Genomic DNA, 22857 nt, shown 5'->3' on the forward strand with positions numbered 1-22857 from the left:
ATGACAATGGGGCTTAGTACCTTGTACACTATATATAGAAGGAGAAATTAAAAATATGAAAGAATTAGTAATGAAATCCTTAGATAGAATTCGCCCAATACTTCAAAGAGATGGTGGGGATGTAGAACTTGTAGATGTTAATAAAGATGGAATTGTAAGAGTAAGAATGAAAGGTGCTTGTGGAAATTGCCCTTCAGCGATGATGACTATAAAAATGCTTATAGAACAAACTCTAAAAAAGGAAGTTATAGGAGTTAAAGAAGTTATAGGGGTATAATTAGAAAGTTTACCAGCAAAAAAAGGCTAAGGATTAGTAGTCGGATAGTATATTAGTATTGAGAGATAATAAGATACTGTCCGGCTGCCTATTTATTAAGATGTGTAAGGCATCTTCAAAAAAATAAATATTAATATAGAAAGATGGTTGATTATGCCAAATATAATAGAAGTGAAAAATTTTACAAAACAGTATGAAGATTTTATTGCGGTTAATGATATTTCCTTTGAAGTTGCTGAAGGCACAATATTTGCTTTTCTAGGACCTAATGGTGCTGGAAAAAGCACAACGATTAATACTCTATGTACAATTCTAAACAAAACACAGGGCACATTAAAAATCAATGGTAATGATGTATCAGAGCATAAGGATAGAGTTAGAAAGGATATTGGAATAGTATTTCAAGAATCAACCTTGGATGTAAAATTAACTGTTTATGAAAATCTAAAGCTCCATTGCGACTTTTACAACGTTCCAAAATCTGAGGTTAAGGAAAGAATTGACTTTGTTCTTGACTTGGTGGACCTTAGTGATTGGAGAAAGGCAACAGTTAACAGTCTATCAGGGGGAATGAAAAGAAGGGTAGAAATTGCTAGGGGGCTCGTCCATTATCCTAAAGTGCTTTTCCTTGATGAACCAACTACAGGACTTGATCCTCAAACACGAGCGAGTATCTGGAACTATATTTATAAACTACAGAAACAAAAAAATATAACTATCTTTCTAACTACTCATTATATGGATGAAGCAGAAATTTCTGATAAGGTAGCTATAATGGATCATGGGAAAATAGTTGCCTATGATACTCCTGATAATTTGAAAAAACAGTACACAAGTGCTTTAATGAAAATAAAAGTCTCAGATTCAAAACCTGTAATTCAATATCTTATGGATAAAGGTATTAAATATAAAATTGTTGATGAACTTATTTTAATTTATATACCAGAGCTTAAAGAAATCTTCAAAATAACTTCAACCTTTGAAGATTATATTACAGACTTTGAAGTAACAAATGGAACCTTAAATGATGTTTTCCTAGCAATAACAGGAAAGGAGATTCGAGAATAATGCGTGCAATTAATGCAATTCTGATAAGAAATTTAACAAACTTTATAAGAGATAGGGTTAGACTATTTTTCACTGTATTTATGTCAGTAGTTTTCCTGTTTATATTTTCTTTTGTTATGAAATCCTCTACCACAGGCATAGCCAATCCCACTAACTATTTGATTGCCGGTATAATAATAATGACTGTTTTTCAAGCAGCCCTAAATAATTCAATGCTGACTATTGAAGATATATCTAGTGGCTTCATGAAGGAGATCCTTGTTGCTCCAATTTCAAGATACCAAATTTCAATGGGACAAATATTATCCTCAGCAGTTGTAGCTGTACTTCAAGGGATTATAATACTTGTCCTTGGCTTATTTATAGGTCTATCCACAGACCTTCTTCAATTTATAAAATTGACAGCAATCATGATCCTCGTGGGTATAACCTTTAGTTCCATGGGCTTATATCTAGCAACTTTGGCAAAGAACTCCACAAATTTTCAACTTATAATTGGAATTATAACCATGCCCCTAACCTTTCTCTCTGGGGCGTATATACCAACAACTATACTGCCAAAGTTTCTTTTACCAATTATATATCTTAATCCCTTAACCTATACAACCTCAATTTATAGATATATTACTCTAAGAATGGAACATTATTCAAATGCTATGCTTATTAAGGAAGGGGTTGCTTTTGATATACATGGTTTTATTATAACTCCCTATTTAGGATTAATTATCGTATTAATCATTGGTATTATTTTCTTTATACTCTGCGTTAAGCAATTTAACAAAGCAGATTTTTCAAAGGTTAAGGTATCTAAAGATATAATGTTTTAATTCAATGATAAAGTGGAAACTAAGAATCCAAGGACGCAGCTGCTCTTTAATCCCTCTTTGAGAAAAGCAGATGTCCCAAATTCTTCGATTTGGTGACAGTCGCTTTCACAGAGTGCGAAGGATTATTAGAGCGTGGAGTCATTGGATAAAATATAGTATATTAAAGGATGGTAGATTTATGATATTTAAAAAATTATGTTTAGAAGACAAAGAGATTATAGACAAATATATTTATCCATATAAATTTTTCAGTTGTGAATATTCCTTTACAAGTTTATATATTTGGAAAGATGCCTGTGATGTTCAGTACGCCATACATAAGCAGGCTCTTATACTAAAAAAGAAGGACTTTGATGGAAACTATCATTTCATGCAACCTTTAGGATACAAAAGAGAAGACCTAGGAGAGATTATAGAGGAATTAAAAGCATATAGAGAAGAAAATCATATGAAATATTTATTTAAAGATTTAGAGGAGAGCTTTATAGAAGAATTAAATGTTTTGCTTAGTGAAAAAAACGGGTTTTATATAAAAGAAGATAGAGATAACTTTGATTATTTATATGAAGCAAAAAAGCTTATGACTTTATCAGGTAAAAAGCTTCATTCCAAAAAGAATCACTACAACGCTTTCACCAAGAACTACAGCTATGAGGTAATTGAAATAAACGATGAAAAAGTAATTAAAGATGTTATCCTTGCAGCTGAAAAATGGTATGAGGAAACGGATGAACAAGATAGTAAACTGTATTATGAACTCCTGGCAATAAAGAATATAGTTAATAATATGAGTTTATTAAACCTTAAGGGGGTAGCAGTATATGTTGATGGAAAAGTAGCGGCATTTAGTATTGGTGAAAGTTTAAATGAAAAACTTGCTGTGATTCATATTGAAAAAGGTGATAAAAATATAAATGGTATATATAGTTTTATCGCAAAAACATTGATAGATAAATGTTTTAATGTTGCAGAAATAATAAATAGGGAACAAGACTTGGGCATTGATGGACTTAGAAAATCTAAAATGTCTTATTATCCTTTAAAACTAGAGAAGAAATTCATTTTTAGTTTCTAGGAAGATCTAAAAAACTAGCATAGGATGGAATTCTAGGTCACGTTCCCAATTGGAATCTAAATGAAGTAGCAAACTCAACCAAGGCTTACTTTTAATTATGAAGGAAGAGAATATCTAATTGAACGTTTCTTATGCTTGTTGGAAGCGCCTGAATCAGATGATTTCAAACCTGTTACTATTAAAGTAGCAGATAGTTTTGCTGCATTTTTGAAAATGCTGAGCGAATAATCTAACTGAAAAGTTTGGTGAATTTAGCTACAAAAAATATTTGTGGAATCTGGAGGTTAACAAAATGGAAACAAAAAGAATGGGTGAGATATATGGAAAAATTTCTAATACAGTAATTGAAATGATACCAGATAAGTGGAATGAGATTTACTTATATGGGGAAGTGCTAGAGGATTCAAGTGAAGTGTATTTTTATTTTAATTCATTGACAAGAAATAATATTATATATGGACATGATATTCCTGAGATATATAGTTTTGATGAGAATATGTATGAAAATTTATTAATGGAATTAAATGATGTTGTTGAAGAATTATATAAAGAGTATAAAGAAAACAATGAAAATGTATGGACTAATTTTACTTTTAGATTAAATAATAATGGAAAATTTAATATTAAATTTAATTACGATGATATATTGAAATCACCATTTTCATCAGGAGAAAGACAAATAATTTGGGAATATGAAGTGCTACAAATTCCACCTACTAATGAGAAACATAAAAAAATAATAGATAGATATTTGGATAATAAATAATGTATGTATTAATTTGGTAGATTTTATACACCGCGCTTCACCGCCACTGATGAAATTGCTCAATAGAAATGTTGAGTTTTTTCTTTTGCATTAGCAAAACAAATTGTAACAATTTGTTAACTCACCTGGGTATAGTTGTGAAGCCTTGGCTTACCAGCCCTTTGAATAAGTGTAAGAAAATACAATTCCAATAAAAATAAAATTTTCACTGGAATTTATGTGCTAAATTTGTAGGAAAAATAAAACAATATTGACATACATGTACTAAAATATTAAAATAAAGGAAGTATGTGAATATTAATGTAAAAATTGGATATATATTCTTTATTACATTAATATAAAATGCAGTAAAGAGTTATAGTACATGGGAGAAAATAAATGGATTTTAAGCTAGATATAGGTGAATTGACAAATACAATAAGAGAGTATGAAAATTTTATAAGGATACTAGCAGAACAAAAAGAAAATATAAATAAAACAGTTAAAGAACTTACCGACTTAGGATGGTCAGGTGCAGCAAAAGATCAATTTGAACAAAATCATGCTAAAAAGCAAGAATTTTATACAAAGTTACAAGAAGATTTCAAGTATGTGGAAAATGCAATGGAAAGAGAAGAAAAGCCAGAATCAGTCAAATTAAAGAAAAGATGTGAGGGTTTTGAAGATTGTATCAAAAGAAGTGCAGGAGGAGCGGCTCTTACACATGATGATATAGGGATTATTTCATTAGAATACTCAGGTAAGGCTCAAATAAATAATAATGTTGATAAATGTATAAACGATTATTATAAGAAGATGGATTCTAAATTTGTAGAAATACAAAATTTATTGAATAGCCTAACTTTTACATCATTTCCTATTGGAGAAGATGTTGAAAAGGCACGAAAATCACTAAAGAATCAAACAACTAGTTTAACAGATTTTAACGATTCCTTTAATGAATATTGCAGTGGTGTTAAAACATTGGAAAGCAATATATGTTCAGTACTCGGGAAGATATCTGGGATAACTGAGGGAATGTCTAAATTTAGAGGTATGTCCAGTATTTCGGAAGGTGGACAAGTTGATAAAAATAAAGTAATGCAGTTAATGTTAAAGAATCCAGCGGACTTAACGATAGAAGAAAAGGGAATACTAAAATATGCAAAAATTATTTTGGGAGAAGATGAATATAAGAAACTAAAAGAAACTGTATTTACATATAAAGAAGCAGAAAAATATATTAAGTGTGATATTTTAGGACTTAATGTGGGACTTAAGATATATTCGTCAAATGAGATATCTAATTTGCCTAAGCAAATAACTTATGAAAAAGATGGATATATTTATACTTATGTTTTAACAGAAAATTCTCCACTTACATTTAATGGATTAGAACTTCCTAATGATGATATAATAACAAAAGATGGTCAAGTGATTAGTACTAAAACGTATGGCTATAAGCTTGTTTATACTAATGAACCGAAGATATCAGCAGGGATCGTTTTTGTTTCACCTACAGAGGGGGTAAGTAATCCTAATTTACAGGAAATATTCTATGGATTGAAAAATGCTAAAGTCACTGAAAAATTAAATCCAGAAACGGGAAAAATGGAACCATATATGAAACAATATCAAATGAATGATGATTATAAAGTTCTATTAAGAAAAGATATTGGAGGGTTTAATGATCATGATCCAATAGGTGATCATTGGAATCTTGAAATACAAACTAGTGGGGGTAGAACTGTTTATGACTTACATGTTTATTTAGATGAAAGTGGGAATTTAAAGCCTTTTGATATTGATAATGTATATATTCCTAAAAAGAGTCCGTTTAAATAATATTTTTAAGGAGATTTATTATGATAATTAATTTAAATAATAGTATTTTATTAAAGGAATTTGCAGAATTATCTGTTACAGGTGTGGAAGTAACAGATAAAAATAGTAGAGTAGAAGTTGCATTTAGCAAAGAAGCACTAATCGGTTTTGCTACCAATTTAATCTGGATGTATGAAGATATAAATGAAAATAAGAAATTTCATATTCATATTGATCCTTTAGGAAGAAAAAATGTTCCAGGAAATCAGGCTTTAGGTTTTTTTATGACACCTTCAAGTCCGTCATTGGTTGTTGTGCTAAATGGTCTAATGGAAAGTGACTGTTATGATAAAAAATTGGAGAATTATAAAGAGATTTATATTAGAAATGAAATTAAGAAATCTATTGAAATAAAGGAACCAGCATGTGATGAGTCTATTGAGGAATATGAATTAGGATATAATAATATAGTAGATGTTGCAATATATAATGAAGAAAATATCAATATAACTCAAGATTATATGCAAGTGGTGTTTAAATTAAATTATGCAGGTTTAAAGGATTTTGCAACGATGTTATTAATATTGGCAAACAACTATAAAACAGGAAATAAGTATCATTTGGCTAATATTAATCAAAAAAATTTTGAATACAATATGGGGATTATGCTGAATGGTAATAGTTGTGAAATGACATTGAAGTGTAAAGATTTGGGATGTGTATATGATTATGAACCAGAGTTTGGATACCATATTTAGAAGGAAGAATTTTTAGAAAGTTGTAGCAGATTAAGATTTAACATGTTTGAAATGGTATATGCTGTTAGATTAAAATGTTGTGTTACTATAAGTAATATCAAATCATATAACACATGGGTATAAAATAATAAGCATCTTATATGATTATTTGATGATTTTTTAAAAGCAGAAAAGAAACATATAAAATAAATTAGCATGAGAATTTTAAATACAAAAAAATATTATGATATTTTCTTGAAGTGAGTAGTATATTTTGCATAAAATATAAATAGATACTTGGAATTAACTAATTACTTAAGAAAGCATTCAGAACTATGGAATTAAATAAATTAATAAGGTATTAAGAATAAAAATTGATTTATAAAAATTAAAACCTTGTAAGTGGTATAGAACTAAAATTCTTTTTCCCAAAGGTATACTGCATAATAATGATAATACAGTTAGAAGTAAAAAAGTAAAATCAAATAGGTAAAGTATCAATGAAGGCTAACGCTGAAAAAAGGCGTTAGCTTTTTTCTTATGTCTAAAAAAGAAAGGTGTAAAGAACAATGATAAATGAATTAGTACAGGGATTTAAAACACACCTAGAGGAAGACGGAATACGTGATGCCAACAGTAGAGTTAAAAGAAGCAGTATGATAAAATAGTGGTAACTGGTGGTAAAAGACTAGTTGCCACTAAAAATTAAACTACAGTTTCAGCCCCAAGGGGGTAGGAGAAGCTGAAACAGGAGGAAAGCTTCTATCAGTTGATGAGTATCTTAAAAGAGAAGCAGAAGCCAAAAAAATGTATGATAATATAAGGAGCTATACAACAGATGTGAAGAATATATCTGAAAATACTGGAATACCAGAATGGCGTATTAGTAGAATAAAAGAACATGTATTCAATAATGAGCATACTTTATCTGATGGTGTAAGACGATTTGACCCCAATTATGATATGGCAAATGCTTGGGAAAGATTAATCAAAGGGGAACATGTGCAAAGCGATTTAGACTTGCTAAATCATGAGATATTTGAATCAAAATTCGAATCAATATTTAAAACTAATTATAGAACAGCACATGATATGACAGAATCAACAGGTAGGATATGGAATCCATAAAAGGAGGTAATATAACATGGCAGTATTTGTATTATTAATAAAGCAATATGAGGATGATAAAAAAGTAGTGTATAAATATGGACCTAATGAAGATGTGACAGGAAAGATAGAATATAATAAGGTTGATAGGGCTTTTAAACAAATTGATGCTATAGAACAAGAGGGAGTCTCAAATGAGTTTTTCATCAATCTTGCAGCACAAAGAATTTCGAGAATTGTTGTAAGAGAGAAGGGGATTTTTCCGGAAAGAACAACAATTGAGTCATAAGACTAAATGCATAAAGATGTAAAGAGTGACTGCATAAATATTGAAAATTATATGTATTTTACTGTTTTACCAGAATAATAGAATGAGATATTATAAGCTCACTACATAATTGTAATTCTGTAGCGAGTGGCTGAATAAAATTTAAATCAATACTAAAATGGTAGTAATAGTAAAAAGCTGTTGCTACCATTTAACTTTGTAACTACAGTTTCAGCCCCAAGGGGGCGGCTGATGCTGATTTGTTTAGGAAAACTGCCAACACTGGAGTGTACAAAGATTTAGCAGAACCAATGCAGTTAAGAAATGTTGAAAAAGTAGCAAAAGATGCTGGTATAGGATTAGATGGTGTTCAGATAAAAATTGTAAGAGACCCTGAACTAATCGGAAAAGGACTATGTGGATATGCTTCACCAGATGGCAAGGTTATACAATTGTATCCAGATGGATTTACGGATACAGAAACTTTAGTAAAGACGTTAGGGCATGAAAGAATGCATATTTATCAAACAAGAGTTCTAGGACCAGCAACAGACACAGAAACATTAAATCTATATGAAAAAGGTGCGTGGGGTTCAGAGGATTCTTGGTGGCAGTACTACAATAGAGGAGGGAAATAGTATGTTCAATGAATGGCTAAAGCTTGTGAAAGCAATTGCAGATAAATCACCCAATACAGATAATCTGACTTGTCCCAAATGTGGAGATAGAGGAATAGACTTCCAATATGTTGGAGATGAGACAACAAGGGTTGGGTATTTAGATATTTGGTGTAAATCATGTTTACACGGGATACACATTAGTAGAACAAAAGTTCCAGCAAGTGCAAACTTGATATCTTTTGATGAGCCAGCGGAAGTAGTTAGTAGTCGAATACCAAACTTCATTCAAATAACTCCGATAGATAAATAATTGCTGTACTCACTACAAAATTTTGACAATACTGACTACAGTTATTTTGTGGTAGGATTAAAGGAAACAAAAACCTTGTAAAAAAGTGATATTGCATATATCAAACTAACTTCATAATAATGATAATGCAGTTAGAAGTAAAAAAGTAAAATCAAATAGGTAAAGTATCAATGAAGGCTAACGCTGAAAAAAGGCGTTAGCCTTTTTCTCATGTCTAAAAAAGAAAGGGGTAAAGAACAATGACAAATGAATTAGTACAGGGATTTAAAACACACCTAGAGGAAGACGGAATACGTGATGCCAACAGTAGAGTTAAAAGAAGCAGTATGATAAAATAGTGGTAACTGGTGGTAAAAGACTAGTTGCCACTAAAAATTAAACTACAGTTTCAGCCCCAAGGGGGCGGGTAACCCTGTTAAAATTGAAGGAAGAGGTATCACAGGAAGAACTATACCAAGTAGTTTAAATGAACAAATGGCTATAGAACAAGTTAAATCAAATCCTTTAGAAAATGCAAAAGAATTACCGTTTAAGATGGGTGATAAAAGGTGGCCACAGGAAGAAGGATGGGTTAAAATGCAATCAATAGTTAAAAATTCTGATGGTAGCCAAACAGTAGTACATTTTGATTATAATAAAGTTACAGGTGCATTTGATGATTTCAAATTTAAATAGAAAGAAGGTAGTTTTATGAATAATATTATTTTTGAAAAGGTATGGCAAGATTCTGATTTAATTGAATTAAAGATTACTGCTATATCTGAATTTGTTACAGCATATCAAAGTTGTTATGTTCAGAATAATAATTTAGAGGAGATATCAGAAAAGATTCGCAAGTATTCTCAATTATATAATGAGGATTGCTATGTTGAGTTTGGTAAAAAGAATGGAGATTATACTCCAGCTTTTTCTATGAAAATTATGAAGCCTGATATATCTGGTCATCTAAAAATTGAAGTTGATGTAGAAATTGATGATATAAATAATCGCTCACACAGATGCTGTTATTATGTAGAGAGTGAATTAGGTACTATTGACAAATTGTGGGCAAAACTTAACAAACTTATAGCCGATGATGTTGGAGGTAAAGTTTCATTGTATTCCAATGAATTATAATGAATGAAGAAGATATTTCATTTCTCAGAGTAATTGCAAAAATAGGTTTTATTCTCACCACAAAAGTATAGAATTGTACAATAACAGATGAATATGCTTTAGTAAGGTGAATATTCTGAAAAAGTGAATTTCAAAATTTACTGCATAATTGTAATTCTGTAGTAGGTCAATGTGCAAATTAAATAACAATGTTAAAATGGTAGTAATAGTTAAAAACTGTTGCTACCATTTGCTTTTGTAACTACAGTTTCGGCCCCAAGGGGGCGTGTAATCCTGAAAAAACTTTTGTTGATATGATGGGAGTCTGCAGAAGTAGCTAGATATGAATCATACTGGAAACAAGGTGCTGGTTCAATTCAAAAAGTAAAATAGAATGGAGAATTTGTATATAAAGTAATGAACGGAAAGAACATTAATACAAGGCAACGCTTATATACTGTACCAGGAGAAAGAAGTATTAAAGATATAAAGATTAATGGTAAGACTGGAGAAATGTATATAAGAGAAACTATATTTGATAGATATGGTAGAAGAATAGGTAATAATGACTATACTGACCATGGTAGACCTGATATTCCATCCCATACAAATCCTCATCATCCAAATCCTTATAACGAACCAGCACAACATGGTGATGGTGTTCCAGGATTACATCCTGATACACCATGAAAGAGGTGATTAAATGACAATAGCAAATTATATATATATAGCAGTTATAAGTGGTTATTATTCTAAATCAGACTGGCAAGGGTGGGCAGATAAACAAATATTAAACAATAATGATGTTGAAGAATGGATATATAAAATTTCATTGGCAAAAGACATAGATGAATTATGTACAACAGTGTATGATAAAAAGATAGAAGAATGTTATTATGAGAATAATGAATTTTCACAATATGATGCTGTGGTTGGATACTATTATATGCTATATATAGAAAAAAGAATAAGTCTATATGATTTAATTGATAGATTAAGTGATGATGATGATATATCAGCAGAATCATCAATACATGAGCAGGAAAATTTCTATATTATTTTTGATAAAATAAATAAAGATAATGAATTAATAAGTGACTCATTATTTATCAAAAGTATGCATGATTTATTTGAACCCTTTAGAAAAATTGCAGAGGAGCAAAAACAACAACTAGAATTATATTAAACTAATATCTAATGACTAAACTGAATACAAAATTAATAACCTACTGCTTAACAATTTTAATTTATATAATACAAATAATATCAATAATAGGTTAAAAATAATTAAGTGCATAATAATAATTCTGTAGTAAGTTTTTTAACTACAACATGAAAAATACACTCTAAAAACTGCAAATAGCCACCCTAAGAAGGTTATCTAAATAAACTAAATGGAGGATTTATTATGGACAAGCAATTAAATTTACTTTATTTTAGTGCTACTAACAACACCAGTAAAGTTGTAAAAAAAGTAGCAGAAGGTATTGGACAAATATCAAAAGAATATAACATTACCCTTCCTGATAACAGACAAAATGAACTTACTTTTAATAGTGATGAACTTGTTATCGTTGGAGTACCTGTATATGCTGGTAGAGTTCCAAAATTTTTAAGAGATTACTTTACTAAGGTAAAAGGAAATAATACAAAAGCTGTTTTTGTTGTAGTATATGGAAATCGAGACTACGAAGATTCACTAATAGAGCTAAGAGATATCTTTGAAAAAAACGGGTTTGTCGGAATTGCAGGTGGTGCATTTATCGGAGAACACTCCTACACCACAAAGGTTGCAACTGGGAGACCTAATAATAGTGATTTAAATATTGCTTTAAATTTTGGAAGTAAAATCAAAGAAAAAATAAATAATGAGGATAGTAGTTTAAAATCAATAAAACTTGCAGTTAAAGGCAACTTTCCATATGTAGAAAAGGTTCCCATACAAATAGCAACACCTAAAACTACAGATAGTTGTTATAAATGTGGAATTTGTGCAAAGTATTGCCCAATGGGTGCTATAGATTTTGATAACTTTAAGGATATCAATGCGTCAAAATGTATAAAATGCTGTAGTTGTATAAAAAAATGTCCAACAGGTTCAAAGGTTATAGATAGTGAGATGTTTAATAAATTTACTGAAGGACTAATTAATAACTTTGGTACAGTTACACGTGAACCTGAAATTTTTATATAGTTTGAAGCTTGTAATATAAAGCGAAGGTGTAAATTAATGTTCCCTTCGCTTTTTATAATTACTTACATATATAGGTAAGAGAACAATAAAATATATTTCAACATTTCTAGGATATAACTACAAGGTTTAGGAAACAATAAGTATAAGATTGTCTTGCCAAGAGTTTATTATAATGGGCTGCTTGAGGAATCCATAAGGAGTACATTTAAAACATTGTAAATGGAATTATACATAAGAAAGTAGGGGTTATGTTGAATACACAATATGTACAGGGAGATTGCATATTTACAAGAATCAACAAAAATAAAAAACAATATGAATATTTAACAGATGATATAGATACAGATGTAATAATAATAGGAGGGGGAGTTACTGGAGCAATTTTAGGATACTATTTTAGTAAAAATAATATTAATTGCGTTATTTTAGAGAAATCAAGAATAGGTCATGGGAGTACTTGCATAACAACAGCATTACTTCAATATGAGCTTGATAGTAATGCTATGGAGCTAAAGAAATATACAAGTATAGAGAATATAATAAAGTCATATAACCTAGGAATAAAGGCGCTAGATGAAATTCAAGAATTTATAGATAACAATGGAAATAGCTGTGATTTCAAAAGAGTAGATAGTTTTTTATATACAGCTGTGAAGCTAGAAAAGAAGGAGATGGAGGAAGAATATAAAATTAGAAAAAATAGTGGATTGCCTGTAGAATTTATTGATGAAAATAATAATCCATTCTTATTTGATGTAAAGGGCGGGGTATTAGCTAAAGGCGGAGGAGCTGTATTGGATCCATATAAATTTACTCATCATTTAATTGATGTAAGCTGTAAACAAGGATTAAGAGCCTATGAAAACACAGAGGCAATAGATGTTAAATATTGTGCCAATGGTGTTACCGTAGAAACTGTGTATGGCTATAAAGTTAAAGGAAAAATTGTTTTTGCAGCTACAGGGTATAATACAGCACTTTTTACTAAAAGAAACTTTGGAACTAAAACTACTACATTTAATATTGCAACCAGGCCTATAGATAATATTGAGAATATTTATAAAGACGTAGTTATTAGAGATAACAAGGATCCTTATAATTACTTTAGAACAACTAGAGATAACAGGTTAATAATTGGAGGAGAAGATATAAACTTTATACCGGATATATATAATGAAGAATTATGTAATAAAAGCTATGAAAAATTAGAGCAAAGGCTAAAAAGTTTATTTCCAAACTTAAATATCGAAATAGAATATAGATATTGTGGAGCCTTTGCATCTACTCAAGATAATTTGGGGTTTATAGGAAAAGAACCGGATAACTCTAAATTGTGGTATTGCTTAGGCTATGGGGCAAATGGAATATTATTTGCTATGCTAGGTGGAATGATGTTAAGTAAATTATATTTAGGAGAAGCAGATAAAGATTTAAGCCTGTTTAAAGTAGATAGATTTGATAATTAAACTTACCATTAATAATATTAGCTTTTAAAAAACCAATAATTTTATATAGTACAAATGAAACTATGTAAAAGAGATAATAAGTCACTATTTAAAGTGATTTGTTTAGTAGGAAATATGTGAGGGTGTTTTATCGGTAATGGTTTGCATATTAATAATTAAATAAGTTTTTAGCAAACAAAAAACTTCCAGTTTTTATAACGACCTCAGGGGTGGTTGTGAAAACTGAAAGGTTGAGCTTGCTAAAAATATGGCATTATTTATACATATTTAAAATCTGCTCCAGCTTACATTCCATTTCTACCTTATACTGATCTTCATGAGCCCAAGGAATATTTCTAGACTTTTGCAAATTTATCAAAGTCCTCAATAATTCTTTATTTATATTTTCTATTCTATCAAATTCTTTACTTATTTCTTTTTCTAAAAATCTTGAATCAATTTGTCCATCATCTACAGCTCTAATAAGTTTATAAATATATTCTCTATTAGCCTTTATACTTACTTCTGGCTCAATTAATGATTTTTGAATTGATGATTCTTCAAGATTGTCTGTAACTTTTTCTGTATTATTAATATCTATCCCATATAAATTATTAAGTTGATTCATTTTTTCTCTGTATTCAATTATACATTTTTTTACATGTTCTTGGCTCATTTTACCAAGACTTCTTATTGCATAAATATCTTCTTCACTTAATGCTAAAAGCTTATCTATACTTTTAATATTTTTATAAACTAAAGCCTTAATACTTCTAGTATCAAACTTTAATAGCTTACATAAATCATATAACTTCGTTTCTTCATTTATTTTATTCTTAGCTTTTAAAGTTTCCATCTCATTGCAGTAAGCCTCAAGTTTTTTATGCTTTTTAATTATACGAGCAATTGTTGAATAATATATATTATATTCTTTAGCTAATTCTCGACATGTTTTACCTTCCTTAGCTTTATGTACAATTTCTAAATTTCTTGTATAAAGATTAGGCATATTAATCCTCCAGCTGCTTCAGTTAAATTTTTCATAGTTTTATCTATAACATTCTTGTCAAAACATTTTTTAGTAATTTTTGATATATTCTCTATCTAAATTATATCTATATAAAATTTACACCATTTTGCTTCTTCTTTGCAAGTCAATTTACAATTTCCATGCCTTATGCAATGTAAATCAGGATTTTTATATTTGCTTTTAAGATTAACTTTTAGCAAACAAAAAAAACTTCCAATTTTTGTAACGAGCTCAGGGGTGGTTGCGAAACCTGAAAGGTTGAGCTTGCTTCTTACTCCAATTTTTAACTAGAGAGGACTTGCTTTTCAAAGGAGTTCCTACTATGGGGGTTTATGGACAATTCACGCCGTTAGTGCAGGGATATTCCTGTGCCGAGTCTTATTTTTGAATGGGAAAAGTAGTGAAAAATGTAATGTAATCTTTTGGCATGGAAAAAAAGATGAAATATTGTACAGAAGACAGTTCTTTAATTATGAATGGAAGAAAAAGAAGGATTGTGTTTGAGGGAATAGAAGGCACTTTGCAGCTTTAATAAAACAAATTTCTTGTAAAAGTTTTAAATTGAAAGTCAACATATTTAGAGTAAATGCTCTAAATATGTTGACTTTTTTATTTGTAGTGATAAAATTAGAGTATAAACTCTAATAAGTTAAGGAGATGTTTATTTGAGCAAAGGCAGAGAAATATATAAACCAAAACAAAAAAGAAGCGAAGCAACAATGGATAAAATTTTGGATACAGCTCTTAAACTTTTTGGTCAAAAGGGCTATTATAATGTGAGCACTAATGAAATAGCAAAAGAAACTAATATATCTATTGGAAATTTATATTTTTATTTTCCAAACAAGGAAGAAATTTTTATACAAATATTAGATAGATACTATAGATCATTTGTGGAGATACATGAAGTGTTTTTGAAAGAAATTGATACTTTAGAGGATAATCCTAAAGTTTTTTTAAGAAGATTAATGGAGATTATCATTAAGAAACATGAAGAGTCCTTAGAGCTTAATCGAGAAATTCGAATATTAGCTCTTTCAAATTTTAGAGTAGAGAATATTGTTAAGAGGCAGCAGGAGCAGCTGAAAAAAATAGCAATTGATTATTTTGAGAAATATGCAAAGAAAGACAGACTTAGAGATATAGAAGCAACTATAGAAATTATATTTATATTACTTGATTCAGTTATAGATGAAATAGCTTTTTCGAAAAATATTGCTAATAAGGAGCGTCTCTTGTCAGAAGCTTTAAATGTGGTAGAAGTGTATCTTCTAGATTAAATATAAGGTTTTTATCATGTAAGAAATTTGTGTTGCTATGAAGGTGGCGAAAGGAAGTTTGTTATGAGAATATTAATTTATGGTGCAGGAGTAATTGGAAGTATATTTGCAGGTAAACTTTGCTCATCTGGGAACGATGTTACAGTACTTGCAAGGAATGAAAAATTTAATAGAATAAAAAAGGAAGGGCTAAAATTAAATAATATATATACTAAAAAACTTGAGACTTATAACGTAAATGTTATAGATGAATTACGTAGTGATGATATATATGATTATATTTTAGTTACAATGCAATTTCAGCAGGTAGACAATATATTACCAATTCTAGAAAAAAACAAGAGCGAAAATATTGTATTCTTTGTTAATAATCCATCTGGTTATGATAAATGGAAACAATGTATGGGTAAAAGAATGCTAGTTGGATTTCCAGCATGTGGTGGTGAGACTATTGATGGTATTACCAATTATTATATTGTTAATGGATTAATAGGAAAGTATCAAATAACTACATTTGGTGAAATTGATGGAACACATACAGATAGGTTAAATTCAATAGTTAAAGCTTTTAAAAATGCAGGTATTTCATGTGCTATTTCTAATAATATAGATAGCTGGCAGAAAACTCATGTAGCAATAATAGTTCCTGTTGCTAATGCAATTTATAAAAATTCGGGAAATATAAAGTTATTGGCGGATAATAACCCTGATTTGAAATTAATGATTAGGGGGATAAGAGAAGGCTTAAGTTCACTTAAGGAATTAGGTTATTCAGTTGAACCTGGAAGTTTAAACTTGTTTTATATGCCTATTTGGTTTTTGGCCTTAGTTTACAGATTTGCGTTTAAAAGTAAAATTGCTGATTTTAGTATGGCTAGGCATGCAAATAAGGCGAAGAATGAGACAATAGAATTACAAAAATCCTTTGAATTATTGATAAAAGAAACAAAAAATTATAAAGATGATATATATGAACTTAGTAAGTATAGTAAGGAATAATTTTATATAGGTACATAACAGGTCGGGGGTCGTTGTGAAGCCTTGGCTGAGCTTGCTCTAGAATAGAAACTCAAAAATCAAATATTAGCAGGCTTGAAAGTGGAAACTACAATCCTTCTTTAAATTTTTTAAGTAAGCTTGCAAAAGGACTAGGAAAAGAAATTCATATAGAACTAAGATAATATTTAATGATTTTACACGCAGAGCAAAAGCACTGCGTGTTTTTGCGAGGTGAAAAAAGTTAGCTACCAGAAAAAGTTTTCTTATCAGTTTCAATATATTTTAAAAAATAAAAAGAATGCTTATTTTACAAAGTCTATTTGAGATTTTGAAATAGAATTCTGACATAAAATCTGTTCTTATAGCAAACAAAAAAACTTCCGGTTTTTGCAATGACTGAAGGAATATCCCTAGAGGAAGATAGAAGGTAGGAGGATTAAGTATGAAAATAAAAGAAGATAGTATTATTTTACCATTACCTGGTGATGAGGTTATAAGTTCATTTGAAGAGTATTGTGGGGTAAAACTGCCTAAAGAATATAAGGAATTCTTGAAGATAAATAATGGTGCCATACCTAAGACAAATACTTTTAATTATGAAGGAAGAGAATATCTAATTGAACGTTTCTTATGCTTGTTGGAATCCCCTGAATCAGATGATTTCAAACCTGTTACTATTAAAGTAGCAGATAGTTTTGCTGCATTTTTGAAAATGCTGAGCAAATAATTTAGCTGAAAAATTTGGTGAATTTAGCTACAAAAAATATTTATGAAATCTGGAGGTTAACAAAATGGAAACAAAAATAATGGGTGAGATATATAGAAAAATTTCTAATATAGTAATTGAAATGATACCGGATAAGTGGAATGAGATTTACTTATATGGGGAAGTGCTAGAGGATTCAAGTGAAGTGTATTTTTATTTTAATTCATTGACAAGAAATAATATTATATATGGGCATGATATTCCTGAGATATATAGTTTTGATGAGAATATGTATGAAAATTTATTAATGGAATTAAATGATGTTGTTGAAGAATTATATAAAGAGTATAAAGAAAACAATGAAAATGTATGGACTAATTTTACGTTTAGATTAAATAATAATGGAAAGTTTAATATTAAATTTAATTACGATGACATATTGAAATCACCATTTTCATCAGGAGAAAGACAAATAATTTGGGAATATGAAGTGCTGCAAATTGTACCTACTAATGAGAAACATAAAAAAATAATAGATAGATATTTGGATAATAAATAATGTATGTATTAATTTGGTGGATTTCACCTACCGAGCTTCACCGCCACTGATGAAATTGCTCAATAGAAATGTTGAGTTTTTTCTTTTGCATTAGCAAAACAAATTGTAACAATTTGTTAACTGCCCTGGGTGTGGTTGCGAAGCCTTGGCTAAGCTTGCTATTGAATTAGGAAAAATAAAACAATATTGACACACATGTACTAAAATATTAAAATAAAGAAGTTATGTGAATATTAATGTAAAAATTGGATATATATTCTTTGCTATATTAATATAAAAATGTAGTAAAGTATAGTACATGGGAGAAAATAAATGGATTTTAAGCTAGATATAGGTGAATTGACAAATACAATAAGAGACTATGAAAATTTTATAAGAATACTAGCAGAACAAAAAGAAAATATAAATAAAACAGTTAAAGAACTTACCGACCAAGGTTGGTCAGGTGCAGCAAAAGATCAATTTGAACAAAATCATAGTAAAAAGCAAGAGTTTTATACAAAGTTACAAGAAGATTTCAAGTATGTGGAAAATGCAATGGAAAGAGAAGAAAAGCCAGAAGCAGTCAAATTAAAGAAAAGATGTGAGGGTTTTGAAGATTGTATCAAAAGAAGTGCAGGAGGAGCAGCTCTTACACATGATGATATAGGGATTATTTCATTAGAATACTCAGGTAAAGCTCAAATAAATAATAATGTTGATAAATGTATAAACGATTATTATAAGAAGATGGATTCTAAATTTGTAGAAATACAAAATTTATTGAATAGCCTAACCTTTACATCATTTCCTATTGGAGAAGATATTGAAAAGGCACGAAAGTCACTAAAGAATCAAACAACTAGTTTAACAGATTTTAATGATTCCTTTAATGAGTATTGCAGTGGTGTTAAGACATTGGAAAGCAATATATGTTCAGTACTCGGGAAGATATCTGGGATAACTGAGGGAATGTCTAAATTTAGAGGTATGTCCATTATTTCGGAAGGTGGACAAGTTGATAAAAATAAAGTAATGCAGTTAATGTTAAAGAATCCAGCGGACTTAACGATAGAAGAAAAGGGAATACTAAAATATGCAAAAATTATTTTGGGAGAAGATGAATATAAGAAACTAAAAGAAACTGTATTTACATATAAAGAAGCAGAAAAATATATTAAGTGTGATATTTTAGGACTTAATGTGGGACTTAAGATATATTCGTCAAATGAGATATCTAATTTGCCTAAGCAAATAACTTATGAAAAAGGTGGATATATTTATACTTACGTTTTAACAGAAAATTCTCCACCTACATTTAATGGATTAGAACTTCCTAATGATGATATAATAACAAAAGATGGTCAAGTGATTAGTACTAAAACGTATGGCTATAAACTTGCTTATACTAATGAACCGAAGATATCAGCAGGGATCGTTTTTGTTTCACCTACAGAGGGGGTAGGAGAAGCTGGATTAGCCAGTACTAGAAGCCTGGATAGCAAAGTCCTTAAAGAGTTGAAAAAAATGAGTCTTGATAAAAAGTTTCAAAATGCTATGGATAAAGGTTTAGCGCCAAGAAGACAAGGAACTTCAGGCATAATTGAACTTAGCAAAGATGAAATAATTACGAAAGGAGGAATTGAATATACTTATAAGCTTAAAGTACCGACAGCAGGTGGACATACCAGAGTTTATGGATATGTAAATGATGCTGGTGAATTAGTATTTGATTTATTATTGAAAAAGTAGGATGTGAATGAATACAATGAATATTAAAGATATACAGGATGCTTTTAATAAAAATTATAATTTTAGTGATTTGATAACAAAATCACAAGAATATATTGAGGAGATAGTGGATAATCGTGAAAATAACTTTTTAGCTGAGACCATTGAGGAATCTCAAAAAAGAAATGAGCTAAAGGATTTTGTAATTGAATATAGCAAAACATATTTAATTATCAATAAATGCTTGGGAGAGAACCCGTCATTCAGGATAGCATTCAATTTTATTAATCCTGAAAGTGGTTATCCCGATTATGTTTATGAGATAGAATATAATATATTGGGAGAATTTCAAGATGAGTTTTTTCTAGAGGTATAATTACAAAATTATTACTATTGATATAATAGAAATTAGAATTATAATTGCAATTTAAATGCAAACATTTGAAAAATGGACAAGGCCTTTATCCAAATTTAGAAACAAAAAACTGTTCCAGTTTTTGTAAGGGGGCTGACCCTTTACAAAGATTGGAAGTGAAACGAGTAATCTTTGTTGCTAAAGAACTTCCCGTTTTTGTAACGACCCCAGGGGTGGTTGCGAAAACTGAAAGGTTGAGCTTGCTACTAACTTATTAAAATTAATTGAACAACTTTATCTCATATCTAATTCGCACTGAAATACACACCTGTAATAACAGTTATAAATTCTTCTAATTTTTCAATTAATGATTCCATATCACAATTAAATAATTCGTTACTTTCAAAGTTTTTACTTAAAATAGATTTTCTTATTTCTTCAATTTTATCATTTCTTACATTTATATGATAATTATTTAATTTTTCAAATAAATACTTTATCAGTAAATTAATTTCATCAATTTTATCTTTACTTACCCTTTCTTTCTCTATTTTCTGTATTTTCTCTCTCACTACTAATAATTCTTCCACCTCTTCCATACCCTTTAAATCTTCTGAGTTTTCAATTTCACTAATACTTAAACATAAATCACTTAATATTTTATTAATATCAAATCCTCTATAATTAAATATTTATCAATTATCTTATTAATATAATCAATAGTAACTATGGCTTGAAATAAATCCCCTATAAAATCAATTACATTTTCATTGAATAACATATAGCTTTGATTATGTAAATCAATAAACTCTTTACTCTCTTCTGAACGTAAGACATCTCCTCCAATAGATTTTTTAAATAATTCTAATGTTCTTGAATAGATATGATACTTTTTATCATACATTGCAATTTTTATATTTTTACTGCCTTTATATCCATAATAACTACCTATAATAGTTGCAATAACCCCTATAGTTGAAACTGTTATTGCTATAGTATTATTATTTAATTCATTATTAAAATTCATTTCTTTTCCTCCACAACTATCTAGTAACTTGACTAGAAAACTTACATATTAACATTCAAATTCAATATTTATTTATAATCTAATATAGAATTCATTATGCTTATTATTTCATCATAATTATCATTAGAAATTTTACTATATATATATATATATATATATACTATATATCTTTTAATAAATTAATATTTTGCTTTTATAAATATCAAATAATTCGATAACATTATTAAAAATATTCTTAATTTATATCATATTCACTCTTATATTCTACAACTTCCATTACAACCATCATATAATATTCAAATACAATTTTAAATTTATCTTGGTTTATTGAATAAATTTCATAATTTGAATAATCTTTAATTATTTTAAATATGCTATCAACGTTATGCAGAGGTACTAATTCTACTAAAAGCCCAATATTCATAGCTGTTCTTTCTCCTATATAACTGTGTGTATACGTAAATGCGATCATAAACATTGCATCTCTATATAAAATTCTTAACTAACCATGTAAAACTTAACCTTCCTTTCTATATTAATCATAAAACAAATGACATCCTAAATTCAACCAATTACGTTATATACTATAACCTTATTTTTTAACCAATTAGCAACAAAAACTGTTCCAGTTTTTGTAAGGGGTCTGAGCCCTTACAAAGATTGGAAGTGAAACGAGCAATCTTTGTTGCTAATATAGGAACTAAATTTGGAAAAGCTAAATTTATTAGTAGAGATGTAGGATATACAGTTGAAAATATGAAGCAGTATATTAGGTCAGTATTATATGGACAACATCAATTTGCATTACCAAATGGAATGGGAACAATAAATGCTGGAGAAGATTTATTTAATTTTTCTAAAATTGAAGGTAATGCGGTTAAGGGAACAGGTAATCTTAAGGTAAATAATATGAATGAATTCTTTGAAGGTTCTTTTGGTAGTAGTGTTAAAGGATCTCTTACAAAAACAAATAGTAGATTTCAAGAACAGTCAATATATGAAGTAAGTAAAAAAGTTGATAATCAGTATTTAAAAAAAGGTGATAAGATATATTTAGATAATTTGCATAAAGATCATCTAGAAGTTTTCGATAAAAAAGGAAATGCAAAGGCAGTATTAAACTTAGATGGAACTTTAAACTATGAGAAGACAGAAAAAGTTTTGGATGAAGGAAGAAAATTAAAAATAAAATAAGGAGGAGTTTTAATGAAAATTAAATTTGAAGAAACATTGAATATATTAAAAATATTAAATGAATTTAAGAATAATAACGTATATTTACAGGATGAAATAGAAGAGGAAAATGATAATATAGATGATATTAATAAAATAGAAAAAAGATTTCAAATGGCCATAGAGAATTTAAAAAATATTGATAAAAATGAAGAAGACAAGGTTATAAAAATTTTAATAGATTTACATTTAATTTATTCTGATTTTATTTGGCAATATGAACAAATGCATGAAATGGTAAAAAAAATGATTTCTCAATATAGAAATAATTAATACAAACATTTAAAATAAAATTTTAATCCAAAACACTTCTAATTAAGTTCAGAAGTGTTTTTTCTTGGTGTATAGGAATTTATAAAATTAATA

At 28.9% G+C, this 22857-nt stretch carries 29 protein-coding genes and 1 pseudogene; 26 read left to right on the top strand and 4 right to left on the bottom strand.

All coding sequences use genetic code 11. The annotated features are described in order from the left end of the window. The first annotated feature begins 55 nt into the window (after positions 1–55). The 17 genes from Q6H37_RS04380 to Q6H37_RS04460 all read left to right on the top strand — a co-directional run bounded on the left by Q6H37_RS04380 (position 56) and on the right by Q6H37_RS04460 (position 13613). Positions 56–277 carry a NifU family protein gene (locus Q6H37_RS04380; RefSeq protein ID WP_029160347.1) on the top strand — a complete coding sequence of 74 codons (222 nt, stop codon included), beginning with the start codon at positions 56–58 and terminating at the stop codon, positions 275–277. Positions 278–430: 153 nt separating this feature from the next. Then, positions 431–1345 carry an ABC transporter ATP-binding protein gene (locus tag Q6H37_RS04385; protein ID WP_318739428.1) on the top strand — a complete coding sequence of 305 codons (915 nt, stop codon included), beginning with the start codon at positions 431–433 and terminating at the stop codon, positions 1343–1345. Beyond that, positions 1345–2172: an ABC transporter permease gene (locus Q6H37_RS04390; RefSeq protein WP_318739430.1), complete on the top strand. Its 828-nt coding sequence runs from the start codon at positions 1345–1347 to the stop codon at positions 2170–2172. Before Q6H37_RS04385 ends, Q6H37_RS04390 begins: the two co-directional genes overlap by 1 nt. Positions 2173–2350: 178 nt before the next feature. Beyond that, positions 2351–3247 (top strand): DUF2156 domain-containing protein, encoded by an 897-nt coding sequence (locus Q6H37_RS04395; RefSeq protein WP_318739431.1) that lies wholly within the window; start codon positions 2351–2353, stop codon positions 3245–3247. Between the two features lie 292 nt (positions 3248–3539). After that, complete coding sequence (locus tag Q6H37_RS04400) at positions 3540–4013, top strand: antitoxin YezG family protein (RefSeq protein WP_318739432.1); 474 nt, start codon at positions 3540–3542, stop codon at positions 4011–4013. Between the two features lie 378 nt (positions 4014–4391). Then, positions 4392–5837, top strand: coding sequence for a hypothetical protein (locus Q6H37_RS04405; protein ID WP_318739433.1), 1446 nt, complete (start codon positions 4392–4394; stop codon positions 5835–5837). A gap of 20 nt (positions 5838–5857) precedes the next feature. Beyond that, complete coding sequence (locus Q6H37_RS04410) at positions 5858–6574, top strand: hypothetical protein (RefSeq protein WP_318739434.1); 717 nt, start codon at positions 5858–5860, stop codon at positions 6572–6574. Positions 6575–7393: 819 nt separating this feature from the next. Beyond that, positions 7394–7681, top strand: a complete 288-nt coding sequence (locus Q6H37_RS04415) for a hypothetical protein (RefSeq protein ID WP_318739435.1) — start codon at positions 7394–7396, stop codon at positions 7679–7681. A gap of 16 nt (positions 7682–7697) precedes the next feature. Further along, on the top strand, positions 7698–7949 hold the full coding sequence (locus tag Q6H37_RS04420) for a hypothetical protein (protein ID WP_318739436.1): 252 nt from the start codon (positions 7698–7700) through the stop codon (positions 7947–7949). Positions 7950–8188: 239 nt separating this feature from the next. After that, a complete protein-coding gene (locus Q6H37_RS04425; protein ID WP_318739438.1) occupies positions 8189–8566 on the top strand; it encodes a hypothetical protein in 378 nt (125 codons plus the stop codon). Between the two features lies 1 nt (position 8567). Further along, complete coding sequence (locus Q6H37_RS04430; RefSeq protein WP_318739440.1) at positions 8568–8858, top strand: hypothetical protein; 291 nt, start codon at positions 8568–8570, stop codon at positions 8856–8858. Between the two features lie 474 nt (positions 8859–9332). Then, complete coding sequence (locus tag Q6H37_RS04435) at positions 9333–9533, top strand: hypothetical protein (RefSeq protein WP_318739442.1); 201 nt, start codon at positions 9333–9335, stop codon at positions 9531–9533. 15 nt (positions 9534–9548) lie between these two features. Further along, on the top strand, positions 9549–9974 hold the full coding sequence (locus tag Q6H37_RS04440) for a hypothetical protein (protein WP_318739444.1): 426 nt from the start codon (positions 9549–9551) through the stop codon (positions 9972–9974). 396 nt (positions 9975–10370) lie between these two features. Continuing rightward, positions 10371–10643 carry a hypothetical protein gene (locus Q6H37_RS04445; RefSeq protein WP_318739446.1) on the top strand — a complete coding sequence of 91 codons (273 nt, stop codon included), beginning with the start codon at positions 10371–10373 and terminating at the stop codon, positions 10641–10643. Positions 10644–10656: 13 nt separating this feature from the next. After that, complete coding sequence (locus tag Q6H37_RS04450) at positions 10657–11139, top strand: hypothetical protein (RefSeq protein ID WP_318739448.1); 483 nt, start codon at positions 10657–10659, stop codon at positions 11137–11139. 222 nt (positions 11140–11361) lie between these two features. Continuing rightward, positions 11362–12147: an EFR1 family ferrodoxin gene (locus Q6H37_RS04455; protein ID WP_318739450.1), complete on the top strand. Its 786-nt coding sequence runs from the start codon at positions 11362–11364 to the stop codon at positions 12145–12147. A 251-nt stretch (positions 12148–12398) separates the two neighbouring features. After that, a complete protein-coding gene (locus Q6H37_RS04460) occupies positions 12399–13613 on the top strand; it encodes an FAD-dependent oxidoreductase (RefSeq protein ID WP_318742921.1) in 1215 nt (404 codons plus the stop codon). 253 nt (positions 13614–13866) lie between these two features. Here the strand turns inward: Q6H37_RS04460 and Q6H37_RS04465 are convergent, their stop codons facing one another. Further along, complete coding sequence (locus Q6H37_RS04465) at positions 13867–14601, bottom strand: helix-turn-helix domain-containing protein (protein ID WP_318739452.1); 735 nt, start codon at positions 14599–14601, stop codon at positions 13867–13869. Between the two features lie 686 nt (positions 14602–15287). On the opposite strand from Q6H37_RS04465, the gene Q6H37_RS04470 reads away from it, so the two are divergent. The 7 genes and pseudogenes from Q6H37_RS04470 (at position 15288) to Q6H37_RS04500 (ending at position 20252) form a co-directional block, all read left to right on the top strand. Then, a complete protein-coding gene (locus Q6H37_RS04470) occupies positions 15288–15902 on the top strand; it encodes a TetR/AcrR family transcriptional regulator (protein WP_318739454.1) in 615 nt (204 codons plus the stop codon). Positions 15903–15965: 63 nt separating this feature from the next. Further along, positions 15966–16901, top strand: coding sequence for a ketopantoate reductase family protein (locus tag Q6H37_RS04475; RefSeq protein WP_318739456.1), 936 nt, complete (start codon positions 15966–15968; stop codon positions 16899–16901). 59 nt (positions 16902–16960) lie between these two features. Continuing rightward, a pseudogene (locus Q6H37_RS04480) lies at positions 16961–17083 on the top strand (helix-turn-helix domain-containing protein); the annotation flags it as partial. 260 nt (positions 17084–17343) lie between these two features. Then, positions 17344–17628: an SMI1/KNR4 family protein gene (locus tag Q6H37_RS04485; RefSeq protein WP_318739458.1), complete on the top strand. Its 285-nt coding sequence runs from the start codon at positions 17344–17346 to the stop codon at positions 17626–17628. A 64-nt stretch (positions 17629–17692) separates the two neighbouring features. Beyond that, complete coding sequence (locus Q6H37_RS04490) at positions 17693–18166, top strand: immunity protein YezG family protein (protein ID WP_318739460.1); 474 nt, start codon at positions 17693–17695, stop codon at positions 18164–18166. Between the two features lie 312 nt (positions 18167–18478). Further along, positions 18479–19897: a hypothetical protein gene (locus Q6H37_RS04495; RefSeq protein ID WP_318739462.1), complete on the top strand. Its 1419-nt coding sequence runs from the start codon at positions 18479–18481 to the stop codon at positions 19895–19897. Positions 19898–19913: 16 nt separating this feature from the next. Further along, positions 19914–20252: a hypothetical protein gene (locus tag Q6H37_RS04500; RefSeq protein ID WP_318739464.1), complete on the top strand. Its 339-nt coding sequence runs from the start codon at positions 19914–19916 to the stop codon at positions 20250–20252. Between the two features lie 284 nt (positions 20253–20536). On the opposite strand, the gene Q6H37_RS04505 is transcribed toward Q6H37_RS04500, so the two are convergent. The 3 genes from Q6H37_RS04505 to Q6H37_RS04515 form a co-directional block, all read right to left on the bottom strand. Continuing rightward, positions 20537–20830, bottom strand: a complete 294-nt coding sequence (locus Q6H37_RS04505; RefSeq protein ID WP_318739466.1) for a hypothetical protein — start codon at positions 20828–20830, stop codon at positions 20537–20539. Positions 20831–20883: 53 nt separating this feature from the next. Next, positions 20884–21258 carry a hypothetical protein gene (locus tag Q6H37_RS04510; protein ID WP_318739468.1) on the bottom strand — a complete coding sequence of 125 codons (375 nt, stop codon included), beginning with the start codon at positions 21256–21258 and terminating at the stop codon, positions 20884–20886. 235 nt (positions 21259–21493) lie between these two features. Further along, positions 21494–21682, bottom strand: a complete 189-nt coding sequence (locus Q6H37_RS04515; protein WP_318739470.1) for a hypothetical protein — start codon at positions 21680–21682, stop codon at positions 21494–21496. Between the two features lie 242 nt (positions 21683–21924). Here Q6H37_RS04515 and Q6H37_RS04520 point away from each other — a divergent pair, with 242 nt between their 5' ends. Together Q6H37_RS04520 and Q6H37_RS04525 are read left to right on the top strand one after the other, a co-directional pair. After that, the gene (locus Q6H37_RS04520) at positions 21925–22452 is read left to right on the top strand and encodes a hypothetical protein (RefSeq protein WP_318739472.1); all 528 of its coding nucleotides are present in this window, start codon (positions 21925–21927) and stop codon (positions 22450–22452) included. Between the two features lie 12 nt (positions 22453–22464). After that, on the top strand, positions 22465–22764 hold the full coding sequence (locus Q6H37_RS04525) for a hypothetical protein (RefSeq protein ID WP_318739474.1): 300 nt from the start codon (positions 22465–22467) through the stop codon (positions 22762–22764). The last annotated feature ends 93 nt before the right edge of the window (positions 22765–22857 follow it).

Origin of the sequence: Clostridium sp. JS66, from assembly GCF_033561535.1 — a bacterium.
GTDB classification, from domain to species: Bacteria; Bacillota; Clostridia; order Clostridiales; family Clostridiaceae; genus Clostridium_AM; species Clostridium_AM carboxidivorans.

Coding starts and splice junctions, on each gene's coding strand:
- Q6H37_RS04380 (WP_029160347.1), top strand. CDS start 56: ATGAAAGAATTAGTAATGAAATCCTTAGATAGAATTCGCCCAATACTT.
- Q6H37_RS04385 (WP_318739428.1), top strand. CDS start 431: ATGCCAAATATAATAGAAGTGAAAAATTTTACAAAACAGTATGAAGAT.
- Q6H37_RS04390 (WP_318739430.1), top strand. CDS start 1,345: ATGCGTGCAATTAATGCAATTCTGATAAGAAATTTAACAAACTTTATA.
- Q6H37_RS04395 (WP_318739431.1), top strand. CDS start 2,351: ATGATATTTAAAAAATTATGTTTAGAAGACAAAGAGATTATAGACAAA.
- Q6H37_RS04400 (WP_318739432.1), top strand. CDS start 3,540: ATGGAAACAAAAAGAATGGGTGAGATATATGGAAAAATTTCTAATACA.
- Q6H37_RS04405 (WP_318739433.1), top strand. CDS start 4,392: ATGGATTTTAAGCTAGATATAGGTGAATTGACAAATACAATAAGAGAG.
- Q6H37_RS04410 (WP_318739434.1), top strand. CDS start 5,858: ATGATAATTAATTTAAATAATAGTATTTTATTAAAGGAATTTGCAGAA.
- Q6H37_RS04420 (WP_318739436.1), top strand. CDS start 7,698: ATGGCAGTATTTGTATTATTAATAAAGCAATATGAGGATGATAAAAAA.
- Q6H37_RS04430 (WP_318739440.1), top strand. CDS start 8,568: ATGTTCAATGAATGGCTAAAGCTTGTGAAAGCAATTGCAGATAAATCA.
- Q6H37_RS04435 (WP_318739442.1), top strand. CDS start 9,333: ATGGCTATAGAACAAGTTAAATCAAATCCTTTAGAAAATGCAAAAGAA.
- Q6H37_RS04440 (WP_318739444.1), top strand. CDS start 9,549: ATGAATAATATTATTTTTGAAAAGGTATGGCAAGATTCTGATTTAATT.
- Q6H37_RS04445 (WP_318739446.1), top strand. CDS start 10,371: ATGAACGGAAAGAACATTAATACAAGGCAACGCTTATATACTGTACCA.
- Q6H37_RS04450 (WP_318739448.1), top strand. CDS start 10,657: ATGACAATAGCAAATTATATATATATAGCAGTTATAAGTGGTTATTAT.
- Q6H37_RS04455 (WP_318739450.1), top strand. CDS start 11,362: ATGGACAAGCAATTAAATTTACTTTATTTTAGTGCTACTAACAACACC.
- Q6H37_RS04465 (WP_318739452.1), bottom strand. CDS start 14,601: ATGCCTAATCTTTATACAAGAAATTTAGAAATTGTACATAAAGCTAAG.
- Q6H37_RS04475 (WP_318739456.1), top strand. CDS start 15,966: ATGAGAATATTAATTTATGGTGCAGGAGTAATTGGAAGTATATTTGCA.
- Q6H37_RS04485 (WP_318739458.1), top strand. CDS start 17,344: ATGAAAATAAAAGAAGATAGTATTATTTTACCATTACCTGGTGATGAG.
- Q6H37_RS04490 (WP_318739460.1), top strand. CDS start 17,693: ATGGAAACAAAAATAATGGGTGAGATATATAGAAAAATTTCTAATATA.
- Q6H37_RS04495 (WP_318739462.1), top strand. CDS start 18,479: ATGGATTTTAAGCTAGATATAGGTGAATTGACAAATACAATAAGAGAC.
- Q6H37_RS04500 (WP_318739464.1), top strand. CDS start 19,914: ATGAATATTAAAGATATACAGGATGCTTTTAATAAAAATTATAATTTT.
- Q6H37_RS04505 (WP_318739466.1), bottom strand. CDS start 20,830: ATGGAAGAGGTGGAAGAATTATTAGTAGTGAGAGAGAAAATACAGAAA.
- Q6H37_RS04510 (WP_318739468.1), bottom strand. CDS start 21,258: ATGAATTTTAATAATGAATTAAATAATAATACTATAGCAATAACAGTT.
- Q6H37_RS04515 (WP_318739470.1), bottom strand. CDS start 21,682: ATGAATATTGGGCTTTTAGTAGAATTAGTACCTCTGCATAACGTTGAT.
- Q6H37_RS04525 (WP_318739474.1), top strand. CDS start 22,465: ATGAAAATTAAATTTGAAGAAACATTGAATATATTAAAAATATTAAAT.